General features: G+C 60.2%; 13 protein-coding genes. All 13 read left to right on the top strand.

Going from position 1 to position 14,256, the window contains the following annotated elements; all coding sequences use genetic code 11:
• The first annotated feature begins 1 nt into the window (after position 1).
• Entirely contained in the window at positions 2–1,135 is a 1,134-nt protein-coding gene (locus J7447_RS14510; protein WP_075281902.1) for a hypothetical protein, read from the top strand.
• 9 nt (positions 1,136–1,144) lie between these two features.
• On the top strand, positions 1,145–3,094 hold the full coding sequence (locus J7447_RS14515; protein WP_353653796.1) for an ATP-binding protein: 1,950 nt from the start codon (positions 1,145–1,147) through the stop codon (positions 3,092–3,094).
• Positions 3,091–4,458 (top strand): DUF6638 family protein, encoded by a 1,368-nt coding sequence (locus J7447_RS14520; RefSeq protein ID WP_209170034.1) that lies wholly within the window; start codon positions 3,091–3,093, stop codon positions 4,456–4,458. The genes J7447_RS14515 and J7447_RS14520 overlap by 4 nt, the downstream gene beginning before the upstream one ends.
• A complete protein-coding gene (locus tag J7447_RS14525; RefSeq protein ID WP_023003164.1) occupies positions 4,455–5,123 on the top strand; it encodes a DUF1523 family protein in 669 nt (222 codons plus the stop codon). Before J7447_RS14520 ends, J7447_RS14525 begins: the two co-directional genes overlap by 4 nt.
• A 195-nt stretch (positions 5,124–5,318) precedes the next feature.
• Positions 5,319–5,999, top strand: a complete 681-nt coding sequence (locus J7447_RS14530; RefSeq protein ID WP_209170035.1) for an HAD family hydrolase — start codon at positions 5,319–5,321, stop codon at positions 5,997–5,999.
• Between the two features lies 1 nt (position 6,000).
• The gene (locus J7447_RS14535; protein ID WP_023003162.1) at positions 6,001–6,957 is read left to right on the top strand and encodes a sugar-binding transcriptional regulator; all 957 of its coding nucleotides are present in this window, start codon (positions 6,001–6,003) and stop codon (positions 6,955–6,957) included.
• Positions 6,958–7,160: 203 nt separating this feature from the next.
• On the top strand, positions 7,161–8,432 hold the full coding sequence (locus J7447_RS14540) for a sugar ABC transporter substrate-binding protein (RefSeq protein ID WP_208992187.1): 1,272 nt from the start codon (positions 7,161–7,163) through the stop codon (positions 8,430–8,432).
• Positions 8,433–8,527: 95 nt separating this feature from the next.
• On the top strand, positions 8,528–9,400 hold the full coding sequence (locus J7447_RS14545; RefSeq protein WP_031270353.1) for a sugar ABC transporter permease: 873 nt from the start codon (positions 8,528–8,530) through the stop codon (positions 9,398–9,400).
• Positions 9,401–9,403: 3 nt separating this feature from the next.
• Complete coding sequence (locus J7447_RS14550) at positions 9,404–10,234, top strand: carbohydrate ABC transporter permease (protein ID WP_023003159.1); 831 nt, start codon at positions 9,404–9,406, stop codon at positions 10,232–10,234.
• Positions 10,235–10,245: 11 nt separating this feature from the next.
• Positions 10,246–11,250: an ABC transporter ATP-binding protein gene (locus J7447_RS14555; RefSeq protein ID WP_055656185.1), complete on the top strand. Its 1,005-nt coding sequence runs from the start codon at positions 10,246–10,248 to the stop codon at positions 11,248–11,250.
• Positions 11,247–12,020 (top strand): L-iditol 2-dehydrogenase, encoded by a 774-nt coding sequence (locus tag J7447_RS14560; protein ID WP_062487354.1) that lies wholly within the window; start codon positions 11,247–11,249, stop codon positions 12,018–12,020. The genes J7447_RS14555 and J7447_RS14560 overlap by 4 nt, the downstream gene beginning before the upstream one ends.
• A 3-nt stretch (positions 12,021–12,023) precedes the next feature.
• Positions 12,024–13,535, top strand: coding sequence for a mannitol dehydrogenase family protein (locus tag J7447_RS14565; protein WP_209170036.1), 1,512 nt, complete (start codon positions 12,024–12,026; stop codon positions 13,533–13,535).
• A gap of 150 nt (positions 13,536–13,685) precedes the next feature.
• Positions 13,686–14,225, top strand: a complete 540-nt coding sequence (locus J7447_RS14570; protein WP_209170037.1) for a TlpA disulfide reductase family protein — start codon at positions 13,686–13,688, stop codon at positions 14,223–14,225.
• The last annotated feature ends 31 nt before the right edge of the window (positions 14,226–14,256 follow it).

Consider the following 14,256-nt stretch of genomic DNA (forward strand, 5'->3'; position numbering starts at 1 on the left):
CGTGGATCTGACCCTGGACCACAGAACCCTGGAAGAAGCGCATGAAACACGGCGCTACTTCGCCAAGTTCGAGCGGATCATCTCGCATTTGCAAGGGGTGGCGGAAAGCGTCATCAACGAGAACACTGCGCTCGCCTCGGAAATACCGGTTCTGAAAGAGTACCTGGAAGCGCTGTCGGGAACCTTCACGGCGCTTTCCTACAAATATCTGCTGGCGGGCCGCGTGTCGGACATGCTGCCCTCGCTTTTGAACATCGACCGTCAGGACAGCGGCTTCCCGATCTATCAGGAGCTGCTGCAGATGGCGAACGACGCCATGCAGGCGGACAAGCATTTACGGTCGCTGCCGGCAATGCGCGAACTCAAGCTGGAGATGGTCAACCATATCCTGCGTGAACAGTCGTCGCCGACCAACCTGCAGTTTGCCGCCTCCCAGCGCCAGTATTACGAAGAGCTCGCCAAGGGCGACCTGTTCTGGGCACGGAACGACCCACGTCTGGCCTGGATGGGCAACGTCGTCGACAACCGCCGCCTCTACAGGGTGCATTGGGCCGTCTATGACAGTCAGCAGAACATTCCGCTGATCTACATTCTCGACCTGGAAGACAGCGGCAAGTGGCCTCTGGCCAAGGACGAGCGCCGCTGGCCGCGCGTCCAGAGCCATCTGACCGCCCAATCCTCGGCGTCCCTGAAGCTGGTGACAATCGCCCGCGGCTTCGACCGCGACTTCGATGACCTGCATCCCAAGCGCCTGCGCCGGTTCTTTCTGGGGCCGATGTACAGCCACACCTTTACCCAACAGTCCGGTCCGCTGCGCGACGTCCTGGCCGAAGCTGCCGGTCGTCCTGGAGAAGACTGGGCCCTGGCCTGGACGACCGAAACCCTGGTCGCCTCCGGCTCCGAGTTCGAATCCGCAGGCTTCTTTTCGTCGGTCGAGCGGCAGATCTACCAACTCGATCCGCTGTCGGCACACAATCCGGCATCACAGGAAGTCGCAGGCCATACACACCAGCAGCGATCGCTGATCCTGCCGCAGCGGCCTTATCAAATTCTGGAAGAGCGAAACCCGCCGGGCTTTGCCAATATCCGCAAGTATGTCGTCAGCCCTTCGGGCAAGATCCTCAGTTACAAATAGGTTTTTCGCGTGACCCTTTCCAACGACCTCATGGAACTGAAAGAAGACAAGATCCGCGAGAAATACGCCTTTGCGGAAGCAATGCTCCAGGGCTTCGACCACACCCCGCGGATCGCCAAGAAGTCGGATATGCCCGTTGCACAGGACCGTTCACCCGGCCTGGGCGCCCGCCGGAGGTTCCGCTCCACGACGCCTGGCCTCGTCACCCGCTCCACGGCCCGTCCCGAAGGTGTGCAGCTTTCAAACCGCATTCTGGAATGCGACGACGATGCTCTGACCACCCCGCTTCAGGCGAGCGTTCTGCGGTCCCTGCGCCGGGCGCTGGCTGTCGCCCAGGTGGCGTCCGACCAGTTTGCCGACCAGACCGGCCTTGCCGAGCTAAAGCGCGCCAACCTTGCCGGAACGCTGGACGCCTCGCAGAAGATGCGGTTCCAGGATCTTCTGTCGGCAACGGCCATGATTGCGCTGCACGTCTTTGCCAACATGACGGACTTCCTCCTGTCGGGGCTCTCAGCCGAAACCGGTGAAACCGAAGTCCAGTGCGGCGACGTCGAGGAAATCCTTTTCGACAACGACCAGCTCGCCCTTCATGGTGTTCTCTGGGAGCTGGACCAGGAAATTGCCGCCGCCGCGATTGAAACCGATGCCCAGTTGATCGGCCTGGTGACGTCCTTCTGCGAACAGCTGATGGAAAAGGTGACACTACGCGCGGAAGGCGTCAGCGTGCTTCAGGCATTCTCGGAAAGCCGCTACCGCGTGGAAGCGGACAATTTCGAGATCACCGGCTTCACGCCTTCTGCACACACGCACTCGACCACGCTCGCCATGGCGTTCAAGAAGCCGGAAGAAGTCGTCGGCAACCACATCGCCAAATACCAGGCGATGAAGCTTGCCAAGATGCTGATGGCCTACGATTTCGACCGCAAGCTCAACCCGTTCGCGGAACTCGGCGGCTTCATCTTCACCTTCATGGGCGACGGCAAACCGGGCACCGGCAAGACAACCCTGATCCAGATGATGGCCGGCATGGTCAACGACTATTGTCAGGTCGCCGGCTATCCGTTCCGCTACCAGAACCTCTCCACAGAGAGCATCGACAGCTACCAGGGCAAGTCTGCCCAGAATGCCAAGGCCTTCATACGCAATGTCACCGACCCGAATGTGATCGGTTTCGGCACCATCGACGACATAGACCAGCTTGCCGGCAAGCGCGGCGATCGCCAGTCCTCCGCCGGCCAGCTCGAAATTACAGCGGTCCTGATGGAGAGCTTTGCCGGCGCCAACACTGTGGTGCGCGGCAACTGCACGTTCGGCATGTTCTCCAACTATCCGGAGAACGTCGATGACGCCCTGCGTCAGCGCGCCGGCGCCCGCTTCCTGGTCGACGGCCCGCAAAGCCGCGAGGACTACATCGACATCCTGCATCTGCTGATGGGCAAGAACCACTCGATTCCAGTCGGCGACCATGATCTTTTCGAGGCCCAGGCCCTGAAGAAGGCCGTTGCGGCGTCCTACGAGCGTCACTCCCGGCCACAGGAAGATGCGCTGACAAAGGTGTTCGACAACGTGCGGGCTGAAATCGGTGACCTGGACACGATCGCCAAGCTCGGGACCTACCTGAAGGCCATCCAGCAAGCGGACGAACGTTTCACCGGCCGGGCGATCAAGAACATCACCGATGCCGTGAAAGTGCGGGCGATGGACTTCGAATTGCCGGATGCCTGGATGGAAGATCCGGAACTGTTCCTGTTCAAGGACTACGAGACCAAGAAGGCTATGATCGCCGACCTGGCGCAGCCGATCACCGTTGATATGGTCATCCAGGAAATCAACCGCTACGCGGACAGCGAATTCCGCTATGCGGACAAGTCGGACGAGGTTGCCATCGACAATGCCGTGCGTGAGATGCAGCGCATGGAAGAAGCCAAGCGCCGCTACATGGAAATCACGCGCACATGATGAGGCTCGTCAAACATGGTTTGATGTTCGGCAACCTCTACGAGGTCTCCGCACCGTCCATGGTGGCCCGCTACAACCGCGCGCTGGAACACCTGACCGGCAAGCGAACGGCGCTCGACGCCTTTCACGTCGATATCTCCGGATTTTCGCCGGAGATCGGCGACGAGCTGGACGACATCCACTACCTCAATCCGCACGGCTGCAACCGGCAGTTCATTCTGCTGTCGATCGAACAGAAGACCGCACCGCTGCTGAACGCGCGGTTCTCCACGTCGCGTTCGATCCTGAAACGCTTCATCGAGGACAATGAGGAACAGCTCTTTGCGCTGTCGATCCGCGATTGCGTCGTCGGTGAACTGGTCAACTCGATCTATTCCATCACCTCGCCGCAGGATCTGTTTTATATCAGGGCCATCGAGGTGGAGGCGGACACCGTCGGCGGGCATTCCGAAGCAGGTGACGAACTGACCGACAAGATCGAAGCGTTCATGAGCGAGCCCGACGGCTGGTGGGACGATGTGCTGATCGCGGACATGATCGAGCTTTCCAAGCACACCGGCGACATCATCCGCACCCCCTTGGCGATCAGTTCGAAAAGCTATGAGCAGGGAAATTTCCATACCTCCCATTTCGGCGGCCTCTACATCTTTCGCGATGTGAAGGAAACCGCATGCATCGCCTCCAGGCGCATGGACATTGTCGTCGACCTGCCCGTGAAGCATCTCTTCAGCCTGGAAGACCGCTACGAGGTGGCCGATTTCCTCAATCGAAACCAGTTGGTGGAGCCTATCCTCGATGCAGGCGGCAGCATCGCCAAGAGCCTTTTGAAACAGAAACTGGACTTCATCGTCATCGACACGGCCGCCAGCCAGGGCGAGGATCTGTCGGACGTCTCGCGGCGCGACCTGCGCGCTTTGAGACGCAAGTATCACCAGCAGCTCCCCGCGGAATATCACGCCCTCAACGACATCGTGCACAGACTGGAGCTGAAAGACGACAAGCTGTGGGTCGAACCGGAAAACGCGGCCTATTTCTATCTGCTTCGCTCGCGCAATCACCGCGACAAGAACCTGGTCAACATGCTGCTGTCCGAATTGACACCGCTTGACTTCCGCCAGCTTTTCATTTGTCACAAGGACGCATTCTACGGTCATTACCGAAGCTGGAGCGAAGCCAAGAAGAACTACGCGGTCCAGTTCCTTGCCGAAGAATATATGGTCGACAAGGTCGGCACGCGGCTGGAGCTATTCGGACCGGAGGCCGCCATGGCGGAAGAAGACCAGGCCGACTACGGCTTCGGCAGGAACATGGGGCCGTGGGGTGCAATCCCCGGGGAACAAGACGGCGAGGACGGGGTACAATGAAGTGGATCAAATGGATAATCGGCATTCCGCTTCTGCTGATCCTTGTCGCCTTCCTCCATTACACGTTGCCGGGACGTGATGTGGTTCGGATCGTCGGCACCGACGTCAAGCGCATGGACATCGGCGCTTCGTCGCTCTTCTGGGCCGCCCCCGATGCAGGTACCAACAAGAACTGGACAAGGGACGTCCGCTTCATCAACACGGTCTGGCCGAACGGCAAGCCAAGGGTCTACCGCAACGAAGACACCGACTGGGGCTGGCCGCCCTATTTCAAGTTCGACAGCAGCAACATCACCGCCCAGGCGCAGGATCTGGCCAAGAAAAGCGATGATGTCTGGATCGCCGTCACCCACTATGGCTGGCGTGTGGAGCTGTTCACGATCTTTCCCAATGCCATCAGCATCGAGGTTGTCTCCGGACCGGATGTCTTCCTGATCCCCTGGTTCAATATCCTGTTCGTCGTGGTGCTTGTCGCCCTCGCCTATCTGATCATCAAGACCGTCAACGCCTTCAAGAAACGCCGGATCGACCCGGTGGTCGACGGTATCGACGACTTCATGGACGATGTCGGTGATAGCGCCGAGCAGGCCCGCGCCAGCGCCCATCGTCGCGCGAGCGAAGCCACGAGCGGCTTCCGCCGATGGCTGAAGCGCTGGTTCGGTTGACGAGACCGGAACGGCGTGCCTCTCTGTCGGCCGTGCTCTCTGCACCGCCCTCATCCTGAGGAGGACCGCCAGGTCCGTCTCGAAGGATGGGCTTCATACTCCTGAGCAAGCGGCCCATCCTTCGAGACGGCGCTTGCGCGCCTCCTCAGGATGAGGTCGCTCGTTTTAACTTTCCAATCGGCAGGAACCCCGAGTTTGAATCAGCCAATCGACCTAGTCATCTTCGACTGCGACGGTGTTCTCATCGACAGCGAAGTCATCAGCGCGCGCATGCTGGTGGCAGAACTCGCGACGCGGAACGTCCACATCACCATGGACTACGTCGCTCACCATTTCCTGGGTCGAAGCTATCCGGTTGTCCTGCAGCAGATCCGCAAGGAATTCGGTGTCGACCTGCCGCCGGAATTCGAAACCGCCTACCGGGCAAGCCTTCTCAGCGCCTTTGAAGCGGAGCTCAGACCGATCGACGGCGTGCGGGAGGCGATCGAGAACCTTGGCGTGGACTATTGCCTTGCGACCAGTTCCAGCCCGCCGCGGCTCGCCAGATCGCTGGAGATAACCGGGCTGACGGATCTCTTTGCCGGCCGGACCACCACGGCTTCCGAGGTCGCTCACGGCAAACCCGCGCCGGACCTGTTCCTGCTGGCGGCAGAAAAACATGGCGTCGCACCGGAGCGCTGCCTGGTGATTGAGGACAGCGAAAACGGCATCAAGGCAGGGCTTGCCGCCGGTATGGCAGTCTACCGTTTCATTGGCGGTTCGCACCTTTCCGGCCTTCTGAATTCGGCCACTGCCACTGCGGGTGCCGCGCAACTGTTTGCATCTTTCGGCGAATTCTTTCAGCTTAGGCCGGATCTGAAGAACAACGGCAACTAAGATGAAACAGAAAATTCCTGCCGAGGCATCCCGTCTCGATGACGCCGCCCGCGCCGGCTGGTTATACTATGTTGCCGGCAACACCCAGGACGAGATCGCCCGCAAGCTCGGCGTGTCCCGCCAATCGGCACAGCGGCTGGTTTCGCTTGCTGTCAGTGAACGGCTGATCAAGGTGCGGCTCGACCACCCGATCGCCAACTGCATGGAACTGAGCACCCGCCTGACGGAACGCTTTGGCCTGCAGAGCTGCGAAGTGGTTCCCAGCGACCCGGATGCCCCGTCCTCCACGGTCGGCATTGCCCAGGCGGCCGCCACCGAGATGGAACGTCATTTCCGCTCCCAGAAACCCAAGATCATCGCCTACGGCACGGGCCGCACCTTGCGCGCTTCGGTGGATCAATTGCCGATGATGGACTGTCCGCAGCACCGCATCGTCTCGCTTCTGGGCAACATGATGTCGGACGGCTCGGCCTCGGCCTACAACGTCATCATCCGGCTTGCCGACCGCATCAATGCCCGGCACTACCCGATGCCGCTGCCCGTCTTCGCCCGCTCCCGCGAGGAGTTGCAACTGCTGCATAATCAGGAAGCGGTGCACAATATCCTCGATCTCATCCGGCAGGCGGACGTTACTTTCGTGGGTATCGGCAACATGGGACCGACTGCACCACTGACGGTCGACGGATTCGTCAGTCACGACGAAATGCGCGCACTGGAGAAAGCTGGTGCCATCGGCGAGATTACGAGCTGGGTCTACGACCGAAAAGGCGCGCTGGTCGAAGGACTTACCAATGACCTGGTAGCCAGTGCCCCCCTGCTGCCGGCCGGAGAGAAACCGGTTTACGGAATTGCGGCGGGTGACGGCAAGGTGCCGGCCATGCTGGGAGCGTTGAACGGCAAATTTGTCAATTGCCTGATCACCAACGAGACGACGGCTGAGCAATTGCTCAAGCTCTGAGCGATTTCCCAATATAAATAACTATATGAATTTTAAAGGCTTTTCGCAGTGCAGCGAGAAGCCTTTTTTGTTTTAGGCGATTCACATCTTGACTCGGGGTGCGAATTGGAGCGAATATTTGCCCGCAAGAATGGCAAATGCCCAATCTCGCTTGGGAGGAAAATATGGCATTTCATACCCGTGCGCTCCTCAGCGCATGTGCAATGGCGGCTCTGTGCGCATCCGCATCTGCAGAAACAATCACCATCGCGACCGTGAACAACGGCGACATGATCCGCATGCAGGGTCTGACGAAGGACTTCACCGACAAGAACCCTGACATCGAAGTCAAATGGCTGACCATGGAGGAGAACGTTCTCCGCCAGCGCGTCACCACTGACGTCGCCACCAAGGGCGGTCAGTTCGACGTCATGACCATCGGCACCTATGAAGTTCCGATCTGGGGCAAGCAGGGCTGGCTCGTTTCCCTGAACGACCTGCCGGAAAGCTACGACGCGGACGACATCCTGCCGGCCATCCGTGGCGGCCTGACCGTTGACGGCGAGCTCTATGCAGCACCGTTCTACGGCGAAAGCTCCATGGTCATGTACCGCAAGGACCTGATGGAAAAAGCCGGCCTGGAAATGCCGGAAGCCCCGACCTGGGACTTTATCGTCGAAGCCGCCAAGGCAATGACGGACAAGGAAAACGAAGTCTACGGCATCTGCCTGCGCGGCAAGGCCGGCTGGGGTGAAAACATGGCGTTCCTGACGGCCATGGCGAACTCTTACGGCGCCCGCTGGTTCGACATGGACTGGAAGCCGCAGTTCGACACACCGCAGTGGAAAGAAGCTCTTACCACCTATCTCGACGTGATGAACGAAGCAGGCCCTCCGGGCGCTTCTTCCAACGGCTTCAACGAAAACCTGGCCCTGTTCCAGACCGGCAAGTGCGGCATGTGGATCGACGCCACCGTGGCGGCCTCCTTCGTGACCAACCCGAAGGATAGCCAGGTTGCTGACAAGGTCGGCTTTGCTCTGGCGCCGGACAAGGGCCTCGGTAAACGCGGTAACTGGCTCTGGGCATGGTCGCTGGCCATTCCGGCCGGCACCCAGAAGGAAGCTGCTGCGAAGAAGTTCATCGAGTGGGCGACTTCCAAGGAGTACCTGGAGCTGGTTGCAGCCGAAGAAGGCTGGGCGAACGTTCCCCCGGGAACCCGTACTTCTCTCTATGAGAACCCGGAGTACCAGAAAGTTCCGTTCGCAAAGATGACGCTGGACAGCATCAACTCTGCTGATCCGCAGAATCCGACCGTGGATCCGGTTCCGTATGTCGGCGTGCAGTTCGTCGCCATTCCGGAATTCCAGGGCATGGCGACCGTTGTCGGCCAGGCATTCTCGGCAGCTCTTGCCGGCTCGATGGATGCGGACGCTGCACTGGCTGCTGCCCAGGCGACCGCTGAACGCGAAATGAAGAAGGCCGGTTACCTCAAGTAGAAGCCTTCGCGGACCGGCGGGTGCCTGCCCGTCCCGCCGGTCTCCTCCTTTCTGTTCCGCGTGAGCTCTGGCTCTGACCGAGCAAAGGTCGCATCATGGCTACCCAACATTCACGGGCGGCGGCCCGTTTGATGATCTCTCCGGCAGTTCTGCTGCTGCTGGGTTGGATGATCATCCCGCTCTCGATGACCCTCTATTTCTCTTTCCTGCGCTACAACCTGCTCATTCCGGGAATGGAAGAGTGGACCGGCTGGACCAACTACGAGTTCTTCCTCACCGATCCGGCTTTCTTTGCAGCGCTGAAGAACACCCTGCTGCTCGTTGGCGGCGTCCTTCTCATCACCATTGTCGGCGGCGTGCTGCTGGCCCTGCTGCTCGACCAGCCCTTCTGGGGCCAGGGGATCGTGCGCATTCTGGTGATTGCCCCGTTCTTCGTCATGCCCACCGTCTCCGCGCTGGTGTGGAAGAACATGTTCATGAACCCGGTCAACGGCCTGTTCGCATACTTTGCGAAGTTTCTGGGGCTGCAACCGTTCGACTTTCTTTCGCATGCACCGCTGTTCTCGATCATCCTGATCGTCGCCTGGCAGTGGCTGCCCTTTGCGACGCTCATTCTGCTTACCGCCCTGCAATCGCTGGACAGCGAACAGCTGGAAGCGGCCGAAATGGACGGCGCCAATTTCCTGAACCGCTTCGTCTTCATCATGGTGCCGCACCTGGCGCGCTCGATCACGGTCGTGATCCTGATCCAGACGATCTTCCTGCTGTCGGTCTTCGCGGAAATTCTTGTCACCACCAATGGCGGTCCGGGCTATGCCTCGACCAACCTCACCTACCTGATCTACGCCCAGTCGCTGCTGCAGTTCGACGTCGGCGGCGGATCGGCCGGCGGTGTGGTCGCCATTATCCTCGCCAACATCGTTGCGATCTTCCTGATGCGGATGATCGGCAAGAACCTGGAGGCCTGACCCATGGCGCGCGCAGTCTCCAACCGCCGCAAGGCTCTCGTCACCGTATGTGCGTGGGCCGTCGGCATCGCCATCTTCTTCCCGATCCTGTGGACCGTGCTGACCAGCTTCAAGACGGAAGCGGAAGCCATTGCGTCTCCTCCTAGCTTCCTGTTTTTCGACTGGACGCTGGAAAACTACAGCACGGTCCAGGAGCGTTCGGACTATTTCCGGCACTTCTCCAACTCGGTCATCATTTCCTTCGGCTCCACCCTTCTGGGTCTGCTGATCGCGATACCGGCGGCCTGGTCAATGGCCTTCGTGCCGGGCAAGCGCACCAAGGACGTCCTGATGTGGATGCTGTCCACCAAGATGCTTCCGCCGGTGGGCGTGCTGATCCCGATCTATCTCCTGTTCCGGGATACCGGCCTCCTCGACACGCGTGTCGGCCTCGTGATGGTGCTTACCCTCATCAACTTGCCGATCATCGTCTGGATGCTGTTCACCTACTTCCGCGAAATTCCGGGCGAGATCCTGGAAGCCGCGCGGATGGACGGTGCGGAGCTGTGGTCCGAGATCATCTACGTGCTAACACCCATGGCGGTGCCCGGCATTGCCTCGACCCTGCTGCTGAACATCATCCTGTCCTGGAACGAAGCGTTCTGGACCTTGAACCTGACGGCGGTCGACGCCGCCCCCCTCACCGCTTTCATTGCCAGCTATTCCAGCCCGGAAGGCCTGTTCTACGCAAAACTGAGCGCTGCCTCGACGATGGCGATCGCCCCGATCCTCATCATCGGCTGGTTCAGCCAGAAGCAGCTCGTACGCGGCCTGACCTTCGGCGCGGTTAAATAGGAGACCTGAACATGGGTCAGATAACCCTCAAGCAGATTACCAAGAGCTTCGGCGACGTTCAGGTTATCCCGCCGCTGGACCTGCAGATCGACGACGGCGAGTTCGTGGTGTTCGTCGGTCCGTCCGGCTGCGGCAAGTCCACACTCCTGCGTCTCATTGCAGGCCTGGAGGATGTCTCTTCCGGTGACATCACCATCGACGGCAAGAACGCCACCGAAGTGCCGCCCGCAAAACGTGGCCTTGCCATGGTGTTCCAGTCCTACGCGCTCTATCCGCACATGTCGGTGCGCAAGAACATCGCCTTCCCGCTGCGCATGGCCGGCATCGACAAGGCGGCACAGGACGCCAAGGTGACCGCCGCTGCCAAGGTGCTGAACCTGACGGATTACCTGGACCGTCGCCCGGGTCAGCTTTCCGGCGGTCAGCGCCAGCGTGTTGCCATCGGTCGTGCCATCGTGCGCGAACCGGCCGCCTTCCTGTTCGACGAACCCCTGTCAAACCTGGATGCGGCGCTGCGTGTCAACATGCGGCTCGAGATCTCCGAACTGCACCAGTCCCTCAAGACGACCATGATCTACGTGACCCACGACCAGGTGGAAGCCATGACCATGGCCGACAAGATCGTGGTGCTGCAGGCAGGCAAGATCGAGCAGGTCGGCTCGCCGCTGGAGCTTTATCATACGCCGCGCAACAAGTTCGTGGCCGGTTTCATCGGCTCGCCGAAGATGAACTTCCTGATGGGATCCTTCGCCACCGAATACGATGCCGCCACGATCGGCATCCGCCCGGAGCATCTGACCGTCTCGCAAGGCGACGGCAAATGGGTCGGAAAGGTCGGTGTCTCGGAACATCTCGGATCCGACACCTTCCTCTACGTCGATATGGAAGGCGTCGACGAACCGATCACCGTGCGCTCGTCCGGTGAGATCGGATTCCGTCATGGCGACACCGTTCACCTGACCCCGGCTCCTGACAAGATCCACCGCTTCGACAACCAGGGCCTGAGGATTGCATGAGCCGACTTGAAGGAAAATCCGCGCTGATCACGGGTTCGGCCCGGGGCATCGGCAAGGCCTTTGCCGCGCGGTTTGCAGAGGAAGGCGCCCGGGTGGCGATTGCCGATATCAACCTGGCCGGCGCAGAAGCGGCGGCCAGTGAAATCGGCCCGAATGCCTATGCCGTTCAGTTGGACGTCACCGATCAGTCGTCGATCGATGCTGCCATCGCCGCCGTGGAACAGAAGACCGGCGGGCTCGACATCCTGGTCAACAACGCGGCTCTGTTCGATCTGGCACCGATTGTCGAGATCACCCGCGACAGCTACCAGCGCCTGTTCGACATCAACGTGTCCGGAACCCTGTTCATGATGCAGGCCGCGGCAAAGTCGATGATCAGGCGTGGTCAGGGCGGCAAGATCATAAACATGGCCAGCCAGGCAGGCCGGCGCGGTGAAGCGCTGGTGGGCATTTATTGCGCCACCAAGGCAGCGGTCATCAGCCTGACCCAGTCGGCAGGTCTCAACCTGATCGAACACGGCATCAACGTGAATGCCATCGCCCCCGGCGTCGTCGACGGCGAGCACTGGGACCATGTGGATTCGATGTTCGCGAAATACGAAGGCCTGCAGCCCGGTGAAAAGAAGGCAGCGGTCGGAGCCGCGGTGCCTTTCGGCCGCATGGGCACCGCCGAAGATCTCACCGGCATGGCTGTTTTCCTGGCGTCGAAAGACGCGGATTACATCGTATCGCAGACTTACAACGTCGATGGCGGCAACTGGATGAGCTGACCAATGACCCAGAACCTAAGTGAAACTGTGCTCTCTTCTCTTCCCGAATCCGTCAAGGCACCGGCGTATCGCCGGTCGGACCTGACCCCCGGCATCCTTCACATCGGCGTCGGCAACTTCCATCGCGCGCATCAGGCCATCTACCTGAGTAAGCTGTTCGATCTCGGCGAAGGCCGTGACTGGGCCATCGTCGGCGCGGGCCTCAAGCCCTACGACAAGACCATGCGTGAACGCCTCCAAGCCCAGGACTGGCTGACGACTGTGGTCGAGCTCGACCCGGAAGGCCTCAGCGCGCAGGTCTGTGGCGCCATGATCGACTTCATCGACGTGGATCCCAAGGCGCTGATCGCTCGCCTTGGCGAAGCCGATATCCGCATTGTCTCGCTGACGATCACCGAAGGCGGTTATTTCGTCGACCCGAACACCGGTGGCTTCGACGTCAATCATCCGGAAATCCAGGTGGATCTCGCCTCACCGGACGCGCCGCAGACCGTGTTCGGCGTGCTCGTTGCCGCCCTGCTGGCCCGCCGCGACAAAGGCCTTGAACCCTTTACCGTGATGTCTTGCGACAACCTGCCCGAAAACGGCCATATGGCGAAACAGGCCGTTGCCGGTTTCGCCAGGGCCTTGTCGCCGGAAGCCGGAAGCTGGATTGCCGAAAATGTCGCCTTTCCAAACGGCATGGTGGACTGCATCACCCCCGCGACCGGCGACCGCGAACGCGGCCTGGTTCAGGAACGCTTCGGCCTGACCGATGCGGCCCCTGTCGTCTGTGAACCCTTCCGCCAATGGGTGCTGGAGGATCATTTCCCTGCCGGCCGCCCGGCGCTGGAAAAGGTCGGTGTCGAATTCGTCGAGGACGTCGCTCCATACGAGTTGATGAAATTGCGTATTCTCAATGGCGGTCATGCGACCATCGCCTATCCGGGTGCACTGCTGGGACATTACTTCGTCCATGACGCCATGGCCGATCCACTGATCTGCGCGTTCCTGCAAAAGCTGGAAGAAGACGAGATCCTGCCGACCGTTCCGGAAATTCCGGGGGTCAGTTTCGAGACCTATCTCACCACCGTCATGGACCGGTTCTCCAATCCGGCGGTGGGAGACACGATCCCCCGTCTCTGCCTTGACGGGTCCAACCGCCAGCCGAAGTTTATCCTGCCTTCTATCCAGGACCGCCTCGACAAGGGGTTGCCGGTGGCTGGCCTTGCCCTCGAAACGGCTCTTTGGTGCCGTTACTGCCTCGGTCACAACGAGGCTGGAGAACCGCATGTCATCGAGGACAACAACGCCGACATCCTGAAGGCCTGGGCACAAGGCGTTTACGCCGACAAGCCTGCGCGCATCGAAATGCCGGAGCTATTCGGTGGGCTCGCTTCCGACGAAACCTTCCTGAAGGCCTTCAGCTACGCCGCAGGCATGATCGCTGAAGATGGGGTGGCCGCAACGCTGAAGGCCTACCTCGACGGCCGCTTCGACAAAGGCGCCGCCACCCTCAAGGCGAACGCCCACTAGGAAACGAGGGATCACACTCGCGCCACCGTGTGCGCAATGTGATCCCATTTGCCTTTCAATTTGCCCTGTCCCGCTTACCTTGATGTCATTGACAGACGAGGATTTGACCTTCGCCTGCACGACAGAAAGCGGTAAGGCGGGATTACGGGCATGAGACAATTGAACAGACGGGACCTTCTGGCTGGTAGTGCGGCAATGGCATTGCTGCCGGGAACGGTGTTTGCGGCAGGCAACGACTTCTTCCGACTTGGTCTGGCCGAACCGGCCTTCGAAATCGAACCCAAACTCGACCTTCCCGATCTTGATGGCACCGTCCACACGCTTGCCGACTATTCCGGAAAGATCCTGCTTGTATCGTTCTGGGCGACATGGTGTCCGCCCTGCCGAAAGGAAATGCCGGGTCTGGCGCGTCTCAACCGGGAACTCGGCCCCGAAGGCTTTGCAGTGCTCGCCGTCAACGTAGGTGACCGGCAGGACCGGATCGAAGGTTTTCTGGATGAGATCGACCATGATGGTCTCACCGTCCTGATGGACACGGACAAGGCCATGCCGAGCACCTGGTTACTCCGCGGTTTGCCGGTGACCTACGTCCTCGATGGCACCGGCAAGGTTACCCTCGCCGCTATTGGCGACCGGGTGTGGGATTCAGAGGAAATGATCTCCGCGCTGCGCAGTTTGAAGACCGCCTGACCTGGTCGAACATCACCAGGGTGAAAGACCC

It is taken from the genome of Labrenzia sp. R5_0, assembly GCF_017743835.1.
Classification (GTDB): domain Bacteria; phylum Pseudomonadota; class Alphaproteobacteria; order Rhizobiales; family Stappiaceae; genus Roseibium; species Roseibium algicola.